The 20,551-nt window shown below is 69.2% G+C and carries 17 protein-coding genes; 7 read left to right on the top strand and 10 right to left on the bottom strand.

Going from position 1 to position 20,551, the window contains the following annotated elements; all coding sequences use genetic code 11:
* Positions 1–88 precede the first annotated feature (88 nt).
* The 3 genes from ACE3TE_RS08150 to rapA all read left to right on the top strand — a co-directional run bounded on the left by ACE3TE_RS08150 (position 89) and on the right by rapA (position 7,317).
* The gene (locus tag ACE3TE_RS08150; RefSeq protein ID WP_374603909.1) at positions 89–2,191 is read left to right on the top strand and encodes a M13 family metallopeptidase; all 2,103 of its coding nucleotides are present in this window, start codon (positions 89–91) and stop codon (positions 2,189–2,191) included.
* Positions 2,192–2,239: 48 nt separating this feature from the next.
* Complete coding sequence (locus tag ACE3TE_RS08155; protein WP_374603911.1) at positions 2,240–4,342, top strand: M13 family metallopeptidase; 2,103 nt, start codon at positions 2,240–2,242, stop codon at positions 4,340–4,342.
* Positions 4,343–4,473: 131 nt separating this feature from the next.
* Positions 4,474–7,317, top strand: coding sequence for an RNA polymerase-associated protein RapA (rapA, locus tag ACE3TE_RS08160; RefSeq protein WP_374603913.1), 2,844 nt, complete (start codon positions 4,474–4,476; stop codon positions 7,315–7,317).
* Positions 7,318–7,376: 59 nt separating this feature from the next.
* On the opposite strand, the gene ACE3TE_RS08165 is transcribed toward rapA, so the two are convergent.
* From ACE3TE_RS08165 to ACE3TE_RS08175, 3 genes are read right to left on the bottom strand one after another with little or no spacing between them, the layout of a single operon-like run.
* Positions 7,377–8,291 (bottom strand): hypothetical protein, encoded by a 915-nt coding sequence (locus ACE3TE_RS08165; protein WP_374603915.1) that lies wholly within the window; start codon positions 8,289–8,291, stop codon positions 7,377–7,379.
* Positions 8,288–8,944 (bottom strand): rhomboid family intramembrane serine protease, encoded by a 657-nt coding sequence (locus tag ACE3TE_RS08170; protein WP_374603917.1) that lies wholly within the window; start codon positions 8,942–8,944, stop codon positions 8,288–8,290. The genes ACE3TE_RS08165 and ACE3TE_RS08170 overlap by 4 nt, the downstream gene beginning before the upstream one ends.
* A 59-nt stretch (positions 8,945–9,003) precedes the next feature.
* Complete coding sequence (locus tag ACE3TE_RS08175) at positions 9,004–9,360, bottom strand: MGMT family protein (protein WP_374603919.1); 357 nt, start codon at positions 9,358–9,360, stop codon at positions 9,004–9,006.
* A 43-nt stretch (positions 9,361–9,403) separates the two neighbouring features.
* On the opposite strand from ACE3TE_RS08175, the gene ACE3TE_RS08180 reads away from it, so the two are divergent.
* Entirely contained in the window at positions 9,404–9,811 is a 408-nt protein-coding gene (locus tag ACE3TE_RS08180; RefSeq protein ID WP_374603921.1) for a hypothetical protein, read from the top strand.
* Between the two features lie 12 nt (positions 9,812–9,823).
* Here the strand turns inward: ACE3TE_RS08180 and ACE3TE_RS08185 are convergent, their stop codons facing one another.
* Positions 9,824–10,951 (bottom strand): anion permease, encoded by a 1,128-nt coding sequence (locus tag ACE3TE_RS08185; protein ID WP_374603923.1) that lies wholly within the window; start codon positions 10,949–10,951, stop codon positions 9,824–9,826.
* Positions 10,952–10,954: 3 nt separating this feature from the next.
* Positions 10,955–11,584 carry a DUF47 domain-containing protein gene (locus tag ACE3TE_RS08190; RefSeq protein ID WP_374603925.1) on the bottom strand — a complete coding sequence of 210 codons (630 nt, stop codon included), beginning with the start codon at positions 11,582–11,584 and terminating at the stop codon, positions 10,955–10,957.
* 185 nt (positions 11,585–11,769) lie between these two features.
* On the opposite strand from ACE3TE_RS08190, the gene ACE3TE_RS08195 reads away from it, so the two are divergent.
* Positions 11,770–13,086: a hemolysin family protein gene (locus tag ACE3TE_RS08195; RefSeq protein ID WP_374603927.1), complete on the top strand. Its 1,317-nt coding sequence runs from the start codon at positions 11,770–11,772 to the stop codon at positions 13,084–13,086.
* A 36-nt stretch (positions 13,087–13,122) separates the two neighbouring features.
* On the top strand, positions 13,123–13,737 hold the full coding sequence (locus tag ACE3TE_RS08200; RefSeq protein WP_374603929.1) for an exopolysaccharide biosynthesis protein: 615 nt from the start codon (positions 13,123–13,125) through the stop codon (positions 13,735–13,737).
* A 10-nt stretch (positions 13,738–13,747) separates the two neighbouring features.
* Here the strand turns inward: ACE3TE_RS08200 and ACE3TE_RS08205 are convergent, their stop codons facing one another.
* From ACE3TE_RS08205 to ACE3TE_RS08215, 3 genes are all read right to left on the bottom strand, one after another.
* Positions 13,748–15,880, bottom strand: coding sequence for a putative bifunctional diguanylate cyclase/phosphodiesterase (locus ACE3TE_RS08205; protein WP_374603931.1), 2,133 nt, complete (start codon positions 15,878–15,880; stop codon positions 13,748–13,750).
* Positions 15,877–16,749 (bottom strand): phosphate/phosphite/phosphonate ABC transporter substrate-binding protein, encoded by an 873-nt coding sequence (locus ACE3TE_RS08210; RefSeq protein WP_374603956.1) that lies wholly within the window; start codon positions 16,747–16,749, stop codon positions 15,877–15,879. The genes ACE3TE_RS08205 and ACE3TE_RS08210 overlap by 4 nt, the downstream gene beginning before the upstream one ends.
* Positions 16,750–16,870: 121 nt before the next feature.
* The gene (locus tag ACE3TE_RS08215) at positions 16,871–17,635 is read right to left on the bottom strand and encodes an RNA methyltransferase (protein ID WP_374603933.1); all 765 of its coding nucleotides are present in this window, start codon (positions 17,633–17,635) and stop codon (positions 16,871–16,873) included.
* 77 nt (positions 17,636–17,712) lie between these two features.
* Between ACE3TE_RS08215 and ACE3TE_RS08220 the strand changes: the two genes are divergently transcribed.
* Entirely contained in the window at positions 17,713–18,519 is an 807-nt protein-coding gene (locus ACE3TE_RS08220) for an inositol monophosphatase family protein (RefSeq protein ID WP_374603935.1), read from the top strand.
* 328 nt (positions 18,520–18,847) lie between these two features.
* On the opposite strand, the gene ACE3TE_RS08225 is transcribed toward ACE3TE_RS08220, so the two are convergent.
* Together ACE3TE_RS08225 and ACE3TE_RS08230 are read right to left on the bottom strand one after the other, a co-directional pair.
* Positions 18,848–20,236, bottom strand: a complete 1,389-nt coding sequence (locus tag ACE3TE_RS08225) for an NAD(P)(+) transhydrogenase (Re/Si-specific) subunit beta (protein ID WP_374603937.1) — start codon at positions 20,234–20,236, stop codon at positions 18,848–18,850.
* Entirely contained in the window at positions 20,233–20,526 is a 294-nt protein-coding gene (locus ACE3TE_RS08230; protein WP_188660804.1) for an NAD(P) transhydrogenase subunit alpha, read from the bottom strand. Before ACE3TE_RS08230 ends, ACE3TE_RS08225 begins: the two co-directional genes overlap by 4 nt.
* Between the last annotated feature and the right edge of the window lie 25 nt (positions 20,527–20,551).

Here is a 20,551-nt window from a genome sequence, read left to right on the forward strand (position 1 = left end):
CCAGTCCCCACCCATGACCTCTGGCCTACCCGCCGGCGCGCCGCATGCCCTACGCTCGACAGCTTCGTCCCACGCAAAGGTTCCGCCCATGATCCGCCTCAAGCCGCTTGCCCTGGCGCTTTCCGTTTCCCTGACGCTGGCCGCCTGCCAGAAGGCGGAAGAACCCGCCGACACCGCCGCCGCCGCGCCGGAAGCCCCGAAGCTGCAGATCGACCTCGCGCAGGTGCAGCAGCAGCCGATCGCGCTCAAGGCCGAGGACCTGGACACCAGCATCCAGGCCTGCCAGGACTTCAACGGCTTCGTGAATTCCAAGTGGCTCGCCGCCAACCCGGTGCCGGGCGACCGCACCACCTGGGGCGCCTTCCCGGCGCTGGGCGAACGCTCGCTGCAGGTCCAGCATGAAATCGCCAAGGCCGCCGCGGCCGGCGAATGGCCGCAGGGCAGCATGGAGCAGAAGGTCGGCGACTTCTTCGCCGCCGGCATGGACGAGGCCGCGATCGAAGCCGCCGGCCTGTCGCCGGTGCAGCCGGAGCTCGACCGCATCGACGCACTGTCCTCGAACGCCGACATCCCGGCCTACATCGGCGACGCCTACGCGCGCGGCCAGGGCATGCTGTTCGGCTTCTACGCGATGGCCGACTACAACGACTCGAACACCAACATCGCCTACGCCAGCCAGGGCGGCCTGTCGCTGCCCGAGCGCGCCTACTACCTGGAAGACCGCGAGGACTACAAGGCCGCCCGCGCCGCCTTCGTCGAACACGTGGCCGCGCTGATGCAGCTGGCCGGCGCCGACGAGGAAACCGCGAAGGCCCAGGCGCAGGACGTTCTGGCCTTCGAAACCCGCCTCGCCAAGGCCTCGCTGGGCCGCCTGGAACTGCGCGACCCGGCCAACCGCTACAACCCGGTGACGCTGGCCGACGCCGACGCCAGCACGCCGAACTTCAGCTGGACGCAGTTCTTCGCCGCACTCGACGTCGACGCGCCGGAGAGCTTCTCGCTGCCGATGCCGGGCTTCTTCAAGGAAGTCGACGCGATGCTGGCCGACGTGCCGCTCGAGACCTGGAAGACCTGGCTGCGTTTCCGCACCATCGACGACGCCTCGCCCTACCTGTCGAACGCCTTCGCCGAACGCAACTTCGAGTTCTACGGCAAGACCCTGCGCGGCCAGCTCGAGCAGCAGGAGCGCTGGAAGCGCGTGCTCGGCGCGCTCAATGGTTCGATGGGCGAAGGCTTCGGCCAGCTCTACGTCGAACAGGCCTTCCCGCCGGAATCCAAGGCCAAGATGGAAGAGCTGGTCGGAAACCTGATGGCCTCGCTCAAGACCCGCCTGGAAAACCTCGAGTGGATGAGCGAGGACACCAAGGCCAAGGCCATCGAGAAATGGTCCTCGTTCACCCCGAAGGTGGGCTACCCGGACAAGTGGCGTGACTGGAGCGGCCTGGAAGTGACCGACGAAAGTTATGTCAGCAACCTGCTCGCCGCTTCGGCCTTCAACTACCGCTACATGCTCGACAAGATCGGCAAGCCGGTCGACCGCAGCGAATGGGGCATGAGCCCGCAGACGGTGAACGCCTACTACCGCGCCACCGCCAACGAGATCGTGTTCCCGGCCGCGATCCTGCAGCCGCCCTTCTTCGACGTTAACGCCGACGACGCCCTGAACTACGGCGGCATCGGCGCGGTGATCGGCCACGAGATGCTGCACGGCTTCGACGACCAGGGCAGCAAGTTCGACGCCCAGGGCAACATGGCCAACTGGTGGACCGACGAGGACCGCAAGAAGTTCGAAGCCGCCACCACCAAGCTCGCCGACCAGTACAGCGGTTACGAGGCCCTGCCGGGCCTGTTCGTGAACGGCAAGCTGGGCCTGGGCGAGAACATCGCCGACCTCGGCGGCGTCACCGTCGCCTACGACGCGCTGCAGCGCGCCCAGGGCGAAGGTTTCACCGACCCGATGATCGACGGCTACAGCCAGGACCAGCGCTTCTTCATGAACTGGGCCACGGTCTGGCGCATCGCCTTCACCGAGGCCCAGCTCAAGCAGCAGATCACCGTCGGCCCGCACAGCCCGGGCATGTTCCGCGCGATCGGCGCCCCGTCCAACCTGCCGGCCTTCGCCGAAGCCTTCCAGTGCAAGGAAGGCGACAAGATGGTCCGCTCGGGCGAAGACCGCGTCGTCATCTGGTAAGCCCCATCCACCTTTCGCCCCCCTCCCGAGGGGGGCTCGGAGACACCCATGAATTCCCGCCGTTTCAAACCCCTGGCGCTGGCGCTTGCCGTCACCGTCGCCCTCGCCGCCTGCCAGAAATCCGACGCCCCGGAAACGACCGCGGCCGAGACCGCCGGTGAGTCCGCCGCGCCCGCGATCGACCTGTCGGGCGTCACCACCCCGATGATCGCGCTGCAGGCCGCCGACCTCGACACCAACGTGTCGGCCTGCACCGACCTCGACCAGTTCGTCAACGGCAAGTGGCTGGCCGCCAACCCGGTGCCCGCCGACCGCACCACCTGGGGCAGCTTCGAAGCCCTGGCCGAGCGCTCGCTGGAAATCCAGCACGCCCTGGTCGAAAACCTCGCCGCCCGCGAAGGCGCCGACGGCACCGCCAAGCTGATCGGCGACCTCTGGGCCACCGGCATGGACGAAGCCGCCATCGAAGCCGCCGGCCTGGCGCCGCTGCAGCCGATGCTCGACGACATCGCCGCGCTCGATTCGGGCGAGGCCGTGGCGCAGTGGCTGCGCGACAGCTATGCCAAGGGGCAGGGTTTCGTGTTCGGTTTCGGCCCGGAGGCCGATTTCCAGAACTCGACGATGAACATCGCCTACGCCACCCAGGCCGGCCTCGGCCTGCCCGACAAGGGCTATTACTTCGACGAAAAACACGCCGACATCCGCGAGGCCTACGTCGCCCACATCGCCAAGGTGCTGGAGCTGGCCGGCGCCGACGCCGAAGCCGCGGCCACGCAGGCCAAGGCCGTGATGGACTTCGAGACCCGCCTGGCCGGCAAGTCGCTGTCGAGCGAGGAGCTCTCGCGCGACGTCTCCAAGTACTACAACCCGGTCAACCTGGAGCAGGCCGACGCCGTCAGCCCGAACTTCACCTGGTCGCGCTTCTTCGAATCGCAGGGCGTGCCGGCGCCGGAAATGTTCTCGCTGGCCCAGCCCGACTTCCACGCCGAGGTCAGCACGATGCTGGCCGACGTGCCGGTGGAAAACTGGCAGGCCTACCTGCGCTTCCACGCGATCGACAACGCCGCGCCCTTCCTTTCGGGTGCCTTCGTCGAGGAGAACTTCAACTTCTACGGCAAGACCCTGCGCGGCCAGCAGGAACTGCAGCCGCGCTGGAAGCGCGTGCTCAACACCATCAACGGCCAGATGGGCGAAGCCCTGGGCCAGGAATACGTGGCCGTGGCCTTCCCGCCGGAAGCCAAGGAGCGCATGCAGGACCTGGTGGGCAACCTCTCGGACGCGCTCAAGGTCCGCATCGAGAACCTCGAGTGGATGGGCGCGGAGACCAAGGAAAAGGCGATCGAGAAGTGGGCCGCCTTCACCCCGAAGATCGGCTACCCGGACAAATGGCGTGACTGGAGCGGCCTGTCCACCGGTCGCGAGGGTTACATCGCGAACCTGATGGCGGCGAACGAGTTCAACTACCGCTTCAACCTCGAAAAGATCGGCAAGCCGGTGGACAGGACCGAGTGGGGCATGAGCCCGCAGACGGTCAACGCCTACTACAACCCGCTGGCGAACGAGATCGTGTTCCCGGCCGCGATCCTGCAGCCGCCGTTCTTCGACATCGAGGCCGACCCGGCGCTCAACTACGGCGGCATCGGCGCGGTGATCGGCCACGAGATGATCCACGGCTACGACGACCAGGGCAGCCGCTTCGGTGCCTCGGGCAACTTCGAGAACTGGTGGAGCGACAAGGACAAGGAAGGCTTCAAGGCGCGCACCGACCAGCTGGTGGCGCAGTTCGACGCCTACGAGTCCATCGACGGCCTGCACGTCAACGGCAACCTGACCCTGGGCGAGAACATCGCCGACCTGGGCGGCCTGGCCGTGGCCTACGACGCCCTGCAGCGCGAGCTGGAGAACAAGAAGGTCGGCGAGATCGACGGTTACACCCAGGACCAGCGCTTCTTCATGAACTGGGCCACCGTCTGGCGCCGCAACTTCAAGGACGAAGAGCTGCGCGTGCGCCTGCAGACCGACCCGCACGCCCCGGCCCGCTTCCGGGCCATCGGCGCGCCGTCGAACCTGCCGGTGTTCGCGGCCGCGTTCGAGTGCAAGGAAGGCGACGCCATGGTGCGGCCGGAGGCCGACCGGGTCTCGATCTGGTAAGGCCGCGCCTCCCCGCGTGACCAGGACGGCCCGGGCTTGCCCGGGCCGTCCGCGTTCAGGCTCCGGCCGGAAAGGTTTGGGCGGCCCGGCCGCGGGCGAGTAGAATCGCGCTCCCCCGAGTGGAGTCGCGCATGTTGTTTTCCCCCGGCCAACGCTGGTTTTCCAGCGCCGAGCCCGAACTGGGCCTGGGCACGGTGCTGCGCCTGGCCGGTCGCCAGGTCCAGATCGTCTTCACCGGCACCGGCGTGGTGCGCATGTATGCCCTGGGCTCGGCGCCACTGCTGCGCGCCGTGTTCCGCCCCGGCGAGCGCGTGCGCGTGGAGGGCAGCGACAAGACCGTCGAACAGGTCGAGGACCGCGACGGCCACGTGCACTACCTGTGCGACGGCCAGTGGCACCCCGAGGGCGCGCTCGATGCCGAACAGCCGGTGTCGCAGGCCGATTCGCGCCTGCTGTCGGGCCGGGTCGACCGCAACGACCAGTTCGAATTCCGCGTTGAATGCCTTCGCCGCCGCGCCGAAGCGCGCGCGCATCCGGGCTGGGGCGTGCTGGGCGCGCGCATCGACCTGGTGCCGCACCAGCTGCAGGTGGCCGAGGCCGCCGCCGCGCGCCGCCCCCCGCGCCTGCTGCTGGCCGACGAAGTCGGCCTGGGCAAGACCATCGAAGCCTGCCTGGTGACCGCGCAGATGCTGGCCTCGGGCCGCGCCCGCCGGGTGCTGGTGCTGGTGCCGGAAAGCCTGGTCAACCAGTGGTTCGTCGAGCTGCTGCGCCGCTTCAACCTGCCGTTTGCCATCTACGACGAGGAGCGCTGCGAATCGCTGGAGATGACCGAACCCAAGGCCAATCCCTTCGAGGACGAACAGTGCGTCATCGCCTCGGTGGACTGGCTGGCCAGTCATGAAAAGCGCGCCCGCCAGGCCCTGGCCGCCGGCTGGGACCTGCTGCTGGTGGACGAAGCCCACCACCTGGTCTGGACGCCGGAATTCACCAGCCCGGGTTATGCCCTGGTGGAGTCGCTGTCGGCGCGCACGCCGGGCCTGCTGCTGCTGACGGCCACGCCGGAACAGCTGGGCCTGGGCGGCCATTTCGCCCGCCTGCGCCTGCTCGACCCGGCGCGTTACACCGACCTGGATGCCTTTCGCGCCGAAACCCGCGGTTACCAGGGCCTGTCGGCCCTGGCCGGCCGCCTGCTCGACGACCAGGCCCTGACCACCGAAGACATGGAAACACTGGCCGACCTGTTCCCGGAGGACGGCGACCACCTTGCCCAGCGCCTGGGCCGGATCGCCGCCGGCGACGCCGCGGCCCGCGACGCCCTGCTGGCCGACCTGGTCGACCGCCACGGCACCGGCCGGGTGATGGTGCGCAACCGTCGCGCCGCCGTCGGTGGTTTCCCCAAGCGCATTCCGCACCTGGCCACCCTGCCCGCGCCCGAAGACCCGACCGTGCTGGGCACGCTGCGCGCCGAATTCGCGCACGACGTCGGCGACACCGACGACGAGCCCGCGCACGACTTCACCCGCGACCCGCGCATGGACTGGCTGCTCGAAACGCTCGACGCCGTCGCCCCGGCCAAGGTGCTGCTGATCTGCCGTTCGCGCGCCAAGGTGCAGGCCATCGAAGAAGCCCTGCGCCTGCGCACCGGCCTGCAGGTGGCGCGTTTCCACGAGGACATGAACCTGCTGCAGCGCGACCGCAACGCCGCGTTTTTCGCCGACCCGGAAGGCGCGCGCCTGCTGGTGTCGAGCGAAATCGGCGCCGAGGGCCGCAACTTCCAGTTCGCCCAGCACCTGGTGTTCTGGGACCTGCCGCTGCACCCGGACATGCTGGAACAGCGCATCGGCCGCCTCGACCGCATCGGCCAGGCCGGCGACGTCAACCTGCATGCGGCCGCCGTTGCCGGCAGCGCCCAGGAAGTGCTGCAGCGCTGGCTGCACGACGGCCTCGACGCCTTCCGCCAGGTCCTGGCCGACGGCCGCGAAATGCTGCGCGGCTTCGGCGCCGAGCTGCTGCAGCTGGCGGGCATGGACGCCGACGCCCGCGAACCGGCCTTCGGCGAACTGCTCGAACGCACCCGCGAGCGCCACGCCGAAGTCGCACGCCTGATCGCCGAAGGGCGCGACCGCCTGCTGGAACTGGGCAGCCGCGGCCTGGGCGAGCGCGACGCACTGCGCAAGGAGCTGCTATCGGACGACCAGCACGCCGTGCTGGACGACTTCCCGCTGCGCCTGCTGGAAAGTTTCGGCGTGCACAACGAAGCGCTCGGCCCCACCACCTGGCTGCTCGACCCCGAACACCTGACCGTCGACGGCTTCGAGGAGCTGCGCCAGGGCATGCGCGCCTGCACGACCGACCGCGCCACCGCGCTGGCCCGCGACGACCTGCTCTACCTGCGTCCCGACCACCCGCTGATGCTGACCGCCACCGACCTGCTGATCTCCGGCGAAAGCGGCAACGCGGCCTTCCTGGTCGACGACGCCCTGCCACCGCGCACCGTGGTGCTCGAGGCGGTGAACGTCATCGAATGCGTGGCCGACGCGCGCCTGGACATCGAACGCTGGCTGCCGCCGGTGCCGCTGTCGGTGGCCGTGGACACGCGGCTGCAGCAGCGACCGGATTTCGCGCCCAGCGACCGCGCCCGCCACCGCGCCGGCGACCGCGTGTTCGACCTGGGCCCGCAGCGCAAGGTGCTGGCGGCGCTGGTGCCGCCGATGCTCGAGCGCTGCCGCGATGCCGCGAAAGCCGCGGCGCAGGCACGCATCGACGAAGCCGTCGCCCGCGCCGATGAAAGCCTGTCCGCGGAAATCCAGCGCCTGCGCGCGCTGGCGCACGTCAACCCGGCGGTGCGCCCGGCCGAGATTGCCGCACTGGAGGCCGAACGCGAGGCCGTGCTCGCCGCCCTTCCCACGGCGCGTCCGCGCCTGGACAGCCTGCGCCTGGTCGCCAGCACCGACTTCCTCCAGCTCCGCCGCTGACCAAGGCCCCCGCGGGAGGGGCTTCAGTCCCGAATGCCCGCCTTCCCGTGGGAGGGACTTCAGTCCCGAACGCGCACCGACTGGTCGTCGTAGGTCATCGGCAGATAGACAACGCGGATCGGCGCGTCCTCCGCCACCGCGTTGAAGCGCATCCGCAGCGCCGAAGCCCGCAGGCCCTTGCCGGCCGCCGGCCCCGGCAGGCTTTCGATGACCAGCGCCTGGCTGACTTCGCCCGAAGGCGCGACGTGCAGCCGGAACAGCGCCAGGCCGGGACCATGCAGCCGGGCGCGCTTGATCGTGTTGCTGCCGCCCGCCAGCGGCACGCGATGGCTGTCGAGGCGGCGCTCGACCGGATACACCTCGTGCACCGGCCGGCAGTCGCGCTCCGGCGACGCCCCTGCGTCTTTGGTGGACGCCAGCGCCGCGTCGATGCCGGCGCCGTACTTGTCGAAGAAACCCTGCACGTAGGCCACGATCCTGCGCTCGGTTTCTTCGCCCGGCGGCAGGGCCGCGAAACCGCGCTTGATCAGGTCGGCCTGGTAGGTGCGGAAGCGGCTGGGATGCGTGACCTGCATGTAGTGCGCGTAGAGCTGCGCCCAGACCATGCCGGAGAAGGCATCGCCATGCCGGAGCTCAAGCTCGGCCGACGACGCCATCGCGGTCAGCTCGCCGGCCAGCGCCGCCTTCGCCAGCAGGTCCCGCGCCTTCTGCAGGTCGGCCTCGACCAGGGCGGCCGGATGCGCCTTGCCCATGCGGTAGAGCGCCCCCGCCCTGAATGTCTGGTTCGGCGTGGCCCCTTCGGCTTGCCAGCGGGCCAGCGTGGCCAGGCGCAGGGCCGGGTCGCCGTCCGGGTTTTCCGGCAGCGAGGCCAGGTCTGGAGACGCGCACAGCGGCAGGGCAGGCTCTTCGGCCCGGGCCACCGACAGGCCAGCCGCCAGCGCGAAGGCCAGCGACCATGCGAACGCCGCCCTCATCGCACCGCCCTCGGCCCGCGCGGACGGAACGGCGGCTGCCCGCGCCAGTAGCGGATCATCAGCCAGCCGAACAGCATGCCGCCCAGGTGGGCGAAGTGGGCGATACCCGATGCGGTGTTGAAAACGCCCATCAGCAGCTCGATGGCGCCGAACACGATGACGAAGGTGCGCGCCTTCATCGGGATCGGCGGGATCAGCAGCATGACCTGGCGGTTCGGGAACAGCATGCCGTAGGCCAGCAGCAGGCCGAACACGCCGCCGGAGGCGCCAATCGTGGGATACACGCCCTGGCCGGTGATGCCGCTGGTGACCACGACCAGCTGGATCAGGCCGGCGCCGGCGACGCAGACGAGGAAGTAGGAAAGGAACCGGCGCGAACCCCAGGTCTGCTCCAGCGAGCCGCCGAACATGTAGATCGCCAGCGCGTTGAAGAACAGGTGGCCGAAGCTCCCGTGCAGCAGTCCGTAGCTCAGGATCTGCCAGGGCAGGAAACCCACCGACAGCGGCAGGCCGTCGCTGCCGGTGCCCACGGGATACTCGCCCAGCGGCCACAGCGCGAAATAGAGGATCGCGGCTTCCGGCGCCAGCATCTGCGCCAGGTAGGCGACGGCTAGCGCAATCAACAGGGCCTTGGTGACCGGCGGCAGGTACATGCGGAGTTCCCGGAAAAAGTCCGGCCCATCATAACGGCAGCCGGCGCATTGCCGGTGGCTCAGTCCGGCGGCGCCCAGAGTATCTGGTCGAGGCTGGGCGCCGCCCGCTGGCCGCGCACCCGGCCGCCTTCCACGCGCACGCCTTCGGCGCGCAGCCGCTGCACCTGCTCGTCGAATTCCGGCGACCCGGGCGGGAAGGCGATGCGCCCGTCCGAACGCAGCACGCGGTGCCAGGGCAGGCCGGGTTCGTCGCCGGCGGAAAGGATGCGCGCGACCAGCCGGGCCCGGCCAGGCAGGCCGGCCCGGCGGGCGATTTCACCATAGCCGGCGACCTGGCCGGCGGGCACGGCATGCACGGCCAGCAGCACGCACCGGCGCTGCTCGCTGGCCCGGCTTTCCTTGGGCTTTGCTGGCATGGGCGCTAGGATAGCGCTCCCCCCAAGCCAGCAGTACGCGACCATGCAGAACTTCGAACAGATCCGCGGCCACCTCCAGGGCAAGTACAAGCTGACCGCCAGCGAGCCCTACCTGGCCTGCGTGCAGCTGTCGCTGGACAAGGGCAAGCGCCACCAGAGCATCTTCCTGTCGGAAATGATGGACGAAACCGACCGCACCTACCTGCGCGTGAGCACGGTGATCGCGCCGATGACCGGCGTCGACGCCAAGCGCATGCTGGCCTTCAACTGGCAGAGCCCGGTCGGCTTCCTGGCCATCGGCGAACTCGACGGCATGCCCTACCTGCAGCTGTGCGAGAACCGCCCCTACGACACCCTCACCGCGGCCGAGATCGACCGCCTCGTGCTGGAGATCGGCGGCCTGGGCGACCAGATGGAGCGCATGCTCTCGGCCGGCGGCGACCTGCTCTAGCCCCGGGGCGCTTCACGTCCAGCCAACCCATTCGGCGCCCTTGAAGAGGGCGTAGGCCAGCCCGCCGGCGGCGGGAATGGTGAGGACCCAGGCCCAGAGGATCTTCTGGATCACGCTCCAGCGCAGCGAGCGCGGGTTCTTGGCCACGCCCACGCCCATGATGGCCGTCGAGATGCTGTGCGTCGTCGAGACCGGCATGCCGAAGTGCGCGGCCAGCGACAGGATCGTGGCCGAGCTGGTTTCCGCCGCGAAGCCATGGATCGGGTGCAGCTTCACCAGCTTGTGGCCCAGGGTCTTGATGATGCGCCAGCCGCCCGCGGCGGTGCCGGCCGCCATCACGATGGCGCAGGTCACGATGATCCAGGTATCGATCGCGCCGCCGTCGCTGCCGGGATGCAGGAAGGCCAACATCGGCGGCAGGTCGTCGAGCGTGCCCGCGGCTTCGGCGCCGATCAGCGCCAGCGCGATGATGCCCATCGTCTTCTGCGCGTCGTTGGTGCCGTGGGCATAGCCCATGTAGGCCGCCGACACGATCTGCGCCTTGCCGAACACCGCATTCACCCAGCGCGGCCGCGATATGCGCGCGAGCCAGCCGCCGGCGCCGTTCATGGCGCTGATGACGGCCATCAGCGCGCCCATCATCACCAGGCCCAGGGTGAAGCCGGCCAGCGGCGAGCTGACCATCGGCACCACCACCTTCCAGAACAGACCCTCGTTCTGCGTCCAGTGTTCGGCCTCGCGCGCCCATATCAGCACGTCGAAATTGTTGTCCGCCGCCGCCAGCGCGGCACCCACCAGGCCGCCGATCAGCGCATGGCTGGACGAGGACGGCAGGCCGAACCACCAGGTGATCAGGTTCCAGACGATGCCGCCGCTCAGCGCGCAGATGACCATCTGCGAACTGACCACCACCACGTCGGCATCGATCAGCCCGGAGGAAATGGTCATGGCCACCGCCGTGCCCGCCAGCGCCCCGACCAGGTTCATCACCGCGGCCAGCGCCACCGCCTGCAGGGGGCTCAGCACCTTGGTGGCGACCACCGTGGCGATGGAGTTGGCGGTGTCGTGGAAGCCGTTGATGTACTCGAAGACGAGCGCGACCAGCACCACGACCAGCACCAGGACCAGGTCGGCGGACATGGATCAGGCGTTCTTGAGCACGATGTGGTAGATCACGTTGCCGGCGTCGCGGCAGCGGTCGATGGCTTTCTCGAGGATCTCGTACAGGTCCTTGAGGATCAGGTAGCGCATCGGGTCGGTTTCGTGGGTGTAGGTGTCCCGGTACATTTCCAGGATCAGCCGGTCGGCTTCGGATTCGATCGCCTGCAGCTTGTCGTTCAGGGCCTTGGTCGCCTCCAGCGACATGCCCTTGCGCATCTGGCCGACCATCTGTTCGAGCACCGTGCAGGCGCGTTCGAGCATCGCCGCCCGCGGGATGAAATCGACGTCGCCGACCCGCTCCGACGCCAGCGCGTAGCGTTCGGCGAACTTCTCGACGACCTTGGGGATCTTGTACAGCGCGCTCGAGAGCTCCTCGATGTCCTCGCGCTCGAGCGCGGTGACGAAGGTGATCACCAGCTCGTGGCTGATCTGCGCCTGCAGGTCCTTCTCGCGCTGGCGGGCCTCCTTGAACCGTTCGAGCGAACGTTCCGCCGGGGGCGTGGACAGCAGCTCGCCCAGGGCGCGGGCGCTCTCGCGGGCGGCGCCGGCGCTGGCCTCGAGCAGGCCGTAGAACTTGTCGCCCTTGCCGAAGATGGTCTGGAGGGAAAACATGGGGATTCCTTGCCTGGCGTGGCCGGGCCCGTCCCGCGCCCCGGATGGCGCGCATGTTACCGCCATGTGACGGGCGGCCCCAGCCTTTCGCACCCGGAAGCCGCGCGGCGCCTATGGCATAGTGCCCGCCATAACCGACCCAGAACCTCCTGCAGGAGCCCCGCGCCGGCCCAGTCCGGCAGCCCATGACCTTCGAACTCGCCCTCGTCCTTTTCCTGATCATCTGCAACGGTTTCTTCGCGCTGTCGGAGATGTCGGTCGTCACCTCCCGCAAGCCGCGCCTGAAACAACAGGCCGAGGAGAGCCTGCGGGCGAAGGCGGCGCTGGAGCTGGCCGAACACCCGGAGCGCTTCCTGTCCACCGTGCAGGTGGGCATCACGTCCATCGGCATCCTGACCGGCATGTTCGGCGGTGCCAGCATCGGCATCCGGATCGCCGAGGCCCTCGCCCCGCTCGGCCTCGACCCCGACCTGGCGGACGACATCGGCAAGGGCATCGCGGTCGTGCTGATCACCTACTTCAGCATCATCGTCGGCGAGCTGGTGCCCAAGCGCATCGCGCTGCTGGCCCCCGAACGCATCGCGGCGATCGTCGCGATCCCGATGAAGTGGATCTCGCTGGTCGCCACGCCCTTCGTCTGGCTGCTTTCGCACAGCACCCGGCTGCTGATGAAGGTGCTGCGCCTGGACCGCGGCCAGGCCGACCAGGTGACGGAAGAGGAAATCCGCATGCTGGTGGCCGAGAGCCACGAGCAGGGCGTGATCGACGTCAGCGAACGCAACATGATCAACCGCGTGCTGCGCCTGGGCGACCGCAGCAGCGCCGGCCTGATGACGCCGCGCACGCGCATCGTCTGGCTGGACGCTTCCGCCACCTTCGAGGAAAACCTGGAGGTGATGCGCGAGACGCCCTTCGCCCGCTACCCGGTCTACCGCGGCAGCGACACCGAAGTGCTCGGCATCCTTGAAACCAAGTCGCTGACGGCGATGATCGGCCGCGTCGGCAGCAACGCTGAACTCTTCCGCGAACTGCGGCCGGCCCTGTTCGTGTCCGAATCGACCCAGGCGATGAAGCTGCTCGAGATCTTCCGCGAGGAGCAGCAGACCCTGGCCCTGGTCGTGGACGAATACGGCGACGTGCAGGGCATGGTGTCGGCCAACGACCTGCTGGCGGCGGTGCTGGGCCGCGTGCAGGACACCGAATCGGCGCCCGAGGAAGCCCTGGTGGTGACCCGCGACGATGGCTCCTACCTGGTGGACGGCCGCCTTTCGACCGAGGAGCTGCGCGAGCTGCTGCTGCTGAGCCGCCTGCCCGACGAGGACGACGGCGACTACCACACGGCCGCCGGCATGGTGATCGCCAGCTTCGGCCGCATCCCGCATTCGGGCGAACACTTCGACTGGGCCGGCTGGCGCTTCGAGGTGGTCGACCTCGACGGCGCGCGCATCGACAAGCTGCTGGTCGCCCGCCTGCCCGAACCGGAGCGCGAGGACGGGATTTAGCACGGATAAAGGCTTCCCGCCCCAGACTGCCGGGCCATGACACCCGCCGAAATCAGCACGCGTGCCCTGCTCGACGTCCTTGCCGACGGCAATGGCGAGGCCGATGACGCGCCGATGACCATCGGCGGCGTGCTGGACCACTTCCGGGCCCGCGCCTTCGGCATCTTCCTGCTGATCGCCGTCCTGCCGGCCTTCGTGCCCCTGCCGGTCGGCGCCGGCGCCGTCAGCGGCCCCCTGGTGTCGCTGGCGGGCCTGCAGATGCTGGTGCTGATGGCCCATCCCTGGGTGCCGGGCTTCCTGTCGCGGCGCCCGCTGTCGCGCGAGGGCATGGCCAGGTTCCGCAACCGGACCTCCCGCCTGCTGCGCTGGCTGGAGAAGATCAGCCGGCCGCGCACCGAATGGGTGATCGACCATCCCGCGGCCCGGCTGTTCACCGGCCTGCTGCTGGTCGTGCTGGGCGGGCTGCTGGCCCTGCCGATCCCCGCGACCAACTACCCCTTCGGCCTGATCCTGCTGGCCTTCGCGATCGCGCTGATCGAACGCGACGGCCGGATGATGCTGGTCGCCTGGGCGCTGGGCATTGCCCAGATCGTGGTGCTCGGCTTTTTCTCGGGCCAGGCCGCGGCCTGGCTGGCCGACAAGTTCGGCTGATCGGAATCCGCTATTCGCCCGACGCCTCGCGGAAGGCCCGGCGCATGTCGTTGGCCGGCATCGGCCGGCCCAGCCAGAAGCCCTGGCCCTGGTCGCATCCGCGCTCGCGCAGCACCGCGTACTGGCCTTCGGTCTCGATGCCTTCGGCCACCACGGTGATGCCCAGCGAATGGGCCATCGCGATGATCGCCGAGGTCAGCGCCAGGTCGTCGGGGTCGCGCAGCACGTCGGCGACGAAGCTGCGGTCGATCTTCACGCCGTCCACCGGCACCCGGCGCAGGTGGCTGAGCCCCGAGAAGCCGGTGCCGAAATCGTCCAGCCAGACCTTCACGCCGGTCGCGCGCAGGCGCGACAGCAGCGCGCTGGCCTGGGCTTCGTCACCCAGAACCGCGGTTTCGGTCAGTTCCAGGTGCAGCTGCTGCGGCAGCACGCCGGTGGACTGCAGCGCACTGGCCACCACGTCCGGCAGGTCGCCGGTGCGCAGCTGGCGCGGCGAGATGTTCACCGACACGAAGGGCGGCTCCAGGCCCGGCTGCTGCCAGGTGGCGGCGTCCTGGCAGGCCTGCACCAGTACGTGGCGGCCCAGGGCCTCGATGAGCCCGCTCTGTTCGGCCACTTCGATGAACACCGACGGTGGCACCACGCCCAGGCGCGGGTGTTCCCAGCGGCACAGCGCCTCGGCGCCCATCGGGCGGCCGTCGGCCAGCCGGTAGATCGGCTGGTAGTGCAGGCTCAGCTCGCCGCGCTCCCAGGCGCCGCGCAGTTCTTCCTCGAGCTTCACCCGGCGCTCCACCGCCTGGTCCATGGCCTTGGAATAGAAGCGGTAGCAGCCCTTGCCGGCGACCTTGGCCTGGTACATCGCGATGTCGGCGTTCTTGAGCAGCTGGCCAGCGCTGGACGCATCGAACGGGAACAGGGTGATGCCGACCGACGCGCCCAGGAACACCTGCCGCCCCTGCAGCACCAGCGGCCGCTGCACTTCCTCGATCAGCTCCTCGGCCAGTCGGCCGGAGCTGGCGCGGATGTCCTCGGCCAGGAACAGCACGATGAATTCGTCGCCGCCGAAGCGGGCGATCTCGGCGCCCTGCCCGCCCAGGCGCTCGACCGTCATGCGGATGCGCACCGACAGCTGGCCCAGGACTTCGTCGCCGGCCTCGTGGCCCAGGGTGTCGTTGACGCGCTTGAAGTCGTCGAGGTCGATGAACAGCAGGGCCAGCTCGCCGCTGCTGGCCTGCAGGGTCAGCAGGCGGTCGTCGAGCGCTTCGCGGAAGGCCAGGCGGTTGGACAGGCCGGTCAGCGAGTCGGTGTAGGCCATGCGCCGGATGTCGCGGTCGTGCCGGGCCACGGCCTCGGCCATGCGGCCGAAACCGCGCACCAGGTCGCCCAGTTCGTCCTGGCGTTCGGAGCGCAGCTCGATGTCGCCGTAGCGGCCCTTCTCCATGCGGCCGGCGGCGTCGGCCAGCTCGCTGATCGGCTGCACGATGCGCCGCTGCAGCAGCCACATCGCCAGCGCCGCGATGCCGAACTGCGCGGCCAGCAGCGCCAGAATCCAGGCCAGGTGTTCGCGGTTGGCCTGGCCCAGGCTCTTTTCCAGCGGCCCCAGCACCTCGACCTCGCGGCGGCTGGCGTTGTCGCGCGACAGGCCCACGCGCACCCCGCCGATGCGTTCGCCGCCGATCCGGATCGGGCTGGCGACGTCGAGCAGCTTGTCGTTCCACTGCCCGTGCGGCCCCTCGGCCTGCAGGGCCTCGAAGGCCATCGGGTCGGCCATCGGCTGGCCGAAGGCCGGGATGTCACCGGAGCCGTCGTGCAGCACCTGGCCATCGGCGTCGTGGATGATCACGTAGACCACGTCGGGCTGGCGCAGCGTGGCGCGCGCCAGTTCACCCAGCTTGGCCAGGTCCAGGTAGTACATCGGATTGGTGGCGGCGTCGGCCAGCTGGCTCGACAGCGTGTGGCCGCGCATCAGCAGGCCCTCGCGGGCCAGTTCGCGCACGGCGTCGGCGCTCAGTTCGCGGGCATCGGCGTTGCTGCGCTGGGTATGCAGCCAGAGCGCGCCGAACAGGCCGGCGACCACCAGCATGACCCCGGCCAGCAGCCACATGAGTTCGCCGCGAAGCCCCAGGCGGAAAGGCAGCCTCATTCCAGCGCCTCGCGAACGGCCCGCGAGCCGCGCTGCAGTTCACCGAGCGAACGACGGGTTTCGGCATCGGCCTCGTAAAAACCGGTGGTGCGGAAGAACTGGCGCAGCGCGTCGCGCGCCTGCGGATCCTCGGCGGCGCCGAGCAGCACTTCCTTCAGGCGGGCCGCCACCTTCGGGTCCATGTCCTCGTTGACCAGCTCCATGGCGCGCGGCACCGGCCCGGTGGTGTGGATGATCACCAGGTCGCGGCGAAACGCCTCCGAAACCCGCTGCAGCGAGGCCCAGTCCTGGTCGCTGAAGCCGCCGGCGTCGACCAGGCGCTTGTGCACCCAGGCGCCGAGGTTGGCGTCGGTGTTGGCGAATACGTAACCGACCGAGTCGGCGTCGGCCTCTTCCAGCGGCGACACCATCAGCGCCATCGGCAGGTCGCGCTCGAGCAGGGCCATCGCCGGCACCAGGTAGGCGCTGGTGGAAGACGGCGACTGGAAGGCGATGGTGTGCCCGCGCAGCTGCGAGAGGTCGGTGATGCCGCTGTCGCGGTGGGTGAAGATGACGCTGCGGTATTCGCGCGAACCGCTGCGCTCGGTCAGCAGCAGCGGCCGCGCGCCGGCGCGGTCGGCCAGCAGCAGGCCGGTGCCCGGGGTTTCGGTGACCCAGTCGACCTTGCCGCGGCGCAGGTAGCTCATCATCTGCTGCGGGTCGCGCGCCATGAGCACGCGGCCTTCGGTGATGCCGACGTCCTTCATGCGCGGCACGACGTAGTCGAGCAGCGGCTTGAGCTGTTCGTAGTGGCGGCGCGGGTCGTCGCTGATCCGTCCCAGCACCAGCACGCCGTCGCTGGCCGTGGCCAGGCCGGAAAGGGCCAGCATCAGCAGGAAGACCAGGCGCACCACACCACCGGGAACTGCACTGTGGGAATGGGGCGTCACTGGGCTCTCTTCGGGGATGGGCTCTGGGCCCGCCTACTCTATTCGCCCCACTGCGGCGGCGCTAGGCTTGCCCGCCCCGGGCCAGCCGGGCCATGCGCTGGGCCTCGGACAGGATGCCGCGCAGGATCTTCACCTCCCGTGTGTCCAGCCCGGCCCGCAGGTACAGGCGGCGCAGCCTGCCCATCACCATCTCGGGCGGGCGGCCCTTGTGGAAGTCGATGTCGTCCAGGGCCTGCTCGAGGTGGCCGAACAGGCGTTCGAGCTCGTCGGCGGTGGCCGGCGGCTCGGTGTCGGGCGGCGGCATGGGCCGCCCCGTGGGCAGCTGGCCCCCGGCGGCCTCGAGGGTCGCCAGGCGCAGCTCGTAGGACAGCACCTGGACGGCGGCGGCCAGGTTCAGGGAGGCGAAATCCGGGTCGGTCGGGATGCAGACCGAGGCATGGCAGCGCTGCAGCTCCTCGTTCTCCAGGCCGGTGCGTTCGCGGCCGAACAGCAGGGCCACGGAGCCTTCGGCGGCGGCCCGGACCAGTTGCCGGGCGGCCTCGCGGGGGCTCAGCTCGGGCATCGGGATGGTCCGGCGGCGGGCGCTGGTGCCGACCACGAACCGGCAGCCGGCCAGGGCCTCGACCAGGTCGCCGTGGACCGGGGCCGTGGCCAGCAGGTCATCGGCGCCGGCGGCCAGCATGTTGGCCTCGGGATCGGGGAAACGCTCGGGCGCGACCAGGCGCAGGGACGCCAGGCCCATGGTCTTCATGGCCCGCGCGGCGGAGCCGATATTGCCCGGATGCTGCGTGCCGACGAGCACGATTCGGATATTTTCGTTGGCCAACCTGTTATCCTTGCGCCGCGCCGGCACGGACCGGCTCCTTGTTCTTCACACAATCCAGCGGTTCTTCGGACGGGAATATGCAGAAACCTGTCGTCAACGTCATGGTCAAGGCCGCCCGATCGGCCGGTAACCTGATCTTGCGCCACATGGGCAAGCTCGACGCCCTCAATGTCTTCGAGAAATCGAAGCAGGACTACGCCAGCGAGGTCGACTCCGAGGCCGAGGCGGTGATCATACGCGAGCTTCGCCGGGCCTTCCCCGACACCGCCATCCTTGGCGAGGAGTCGGGCGCGATGGGCAAGGGCCGCTCGACCTTCGTGATCGATCCGCTGGACGGCACCTCGAACTACCTTCGCGGCTGGCCGCACTTCTGCGTGTCGATCGCGCAGGTGGAAAACGGCGAGCCGGTGCACGGCGTGATCTTCGACCCGATGCGCAACGAGCTGTTCACGGCCTCGAAGGGCGCGGGCGCACTGCTCAACGACAAGAAGATCCGCGTTTCCGAACGCAAGGACCTCAAGGGCGCGATGCTGGTGACCGGCTTCCCGCCGCGCGAACGCGCGCGCCTGGCGCCGCAGCTGGACTCGATCCGCACGATGCTGTCCGAGGCCGAAGACATCCGGCGCACGGGTTCGGCGGCGCTGGACCTGGCCTACGTGGCCTGCGGCCGCGCCGATGCTTACTTCGAGGCGGGCGTGAAGCCCTGGGACATCGCGGCCGGCATGCTGCTGGTGCGCGAAGCCGGCGGCCGCGTCTGCGACTTCCACGGCCGCGGCGACCGCCTGCTCGACTCGGGCCAGATCATCGCCGGCAACCTGAAGATCTCCGACGTCCTGCAAAAGACCGTCTACTCGACCAACTACGCCGCCGCCTTCGCCACCTGACCCCCGCGTTCCTCTTGTAGGAGCGCCTTCAGGCGCGAATCTCTGTTTTGGCCTTGTGGGAGGGACTTTAATCCCGATGCCCTTGGTCTTGGCCTGCGGCCAAGCAAGGCGTCGCCCCGCTCGATTCGCGGGTGGAGGCAGCGTGCAGTCGCCCTGGCCGACCTTCGGAGACATGGATGTCGACGAAGAGGCTACATGGACGTACTTGCGGCGTGTCGGCCGGGGCAAATGCGCGGCGCCTCCACCCGCAAACATCTCGGCGGCGACGCTCTGCTTGGCCAAAGGCCAAGAGATTCGCGCCTGAAGGCGCTCCTACAGGGGCACCTGTTCAGTGGCCGCCGTCGACGGATTTGAGTTCGGCGATGAGTTCGGCCACGGCGGCGGCGCCGTCGCCGTAGAGCATGCGGGTGTTGTCGGCGTAGAAGAGCGCGTTTTCGATGCCCGCGAAACCCGTGCCCTTGCCGCGCTTGATCACGATCGTGTTCTTCGACAGCGATACGTCCAGGATCGGCATCCCGTAGATCGGCGACGACGGGTCCGTCTTCGCCACCGGGTTCACCACGTCGTTAGCGCCGATCACCAGCGACACGTCCGTCGTCGGGAACTCCGGGTTGATGTCGTCCATGTCCGCGATCAGGTCGTAAGGCACGCCCGCCTCGGCCAGCAGCACGTTCATGTGCCCCGGCATGCGCCCCGCCACCGGGTGGATCGCGAACTTCACCTTCACCCCGCGCTTGATCAGCGCCTGCGTAAGCTCCCAGACCTTGTGCTGCGCCTGCGCCACCGCCATGCCGTAACCCGGCACGATCACCACGCGCTCGGCGTAAGCCATCATCGCCGCCACGTCGCCCGCCTCGATCGGCTTCTGCGCGCCGGCGATTTCCTTCGCCTCGCCGGTCGCCCCGAAGCTGCCGAACAGCACGCTCGCGATCGAACGGTTCATCGCCTTGGCCATCAGCTGCGTCAGCATCGTGCCCGCCGCGCCGACCACCATGCCGGCAATGATCAGCGCCTCGTTCTGCAGCACGTAGCCTTCGAAGGCCACGGCCAGGCCGGTCAGCGCGTTGTACAGCGAGATCACCACCGGCATGTCCGCGCCGCCGATCGGCAGCGTCATCAGGATGCCCACCGCCAGCGCCGCCACGAAGAAGCCGATGATCACCGGCTGCTGCAGCCCCAGCACCGTGAACACGCCCAGCACCACCGCCACCAGGAACACCAGCGCGTTGAATACCTGCTGGCCCGGGAAGGTGAAGCGTTTGTCCAGCCGGCCGTCGAGTTTCGCCCACGCGATCACCGAGCCGGTGAGCGAGACCGAGCCGATCAGCGCGCCCACCACCGCCAGCACCAGCGCCGTCTGCGAAGGCGCCACGCCCAGGTCGGAATAACGCAGCAATTCGACCGCGCCGATCGCCGCCGCCGAACCGCCGCCCAGGCCGTTGTAAAGCGCCACCATCTGCGGCATGTCGGTCATCGCCACGCGCTTGCCCGACCACCAGGCCACCGCCGTGCCCAGCACAACGGCGGCCAGGATCAGCGGGATGTTGTGCATGCCGGGCGTCGCGAACGTCGCCACGGTGGCCAGCACCATGCCGGCGCCGGCCCAGCGGATGCCGCTGCGCGCCGTCACCGGCGAGGCCATGCGCTTGATGCCCAGGATGAAAAGCAATGCGGCGACGAAGTAGCTCGCCTTCACCAGCAGCGGCAGCCAGCTCATGCGCCGCCTCCCTTCTTGCTGGACTTGAACATCTCCAGCATGCGTTCGGTCACCACGTAGCCGCCGGCCGCGTTGCCCGCGCCCATCAGCACCGCCAGGAAGCCGATCACCTTTTCCGCCGTGGTGTCGGCGTGGCCCAGCACCACCATCGCGCCGACCAGCACGATGCCGTGCACGAAGTTGGAGCCCGACATCAGCGGCGTGTGCAGGATCACCGGCACCCGGCCGATGATTTCGTAGCCCGTGAACGCGGCCAGCATGAAGATGTACAGCGCGACGAAACCGTCCATGTCCCCTCCCCGTGCGATGGCGATC

This window comes from Arenimonas sp. (genome assembly GCF_041919775.1).
In the GTDB taxonomy this organism is placed as follows: domain Bacteria; phylum Pseudomonadota; class Gammaproteobacteria; order Xanthomonadales; family Xanthomonadaceae; genus Arenimonas.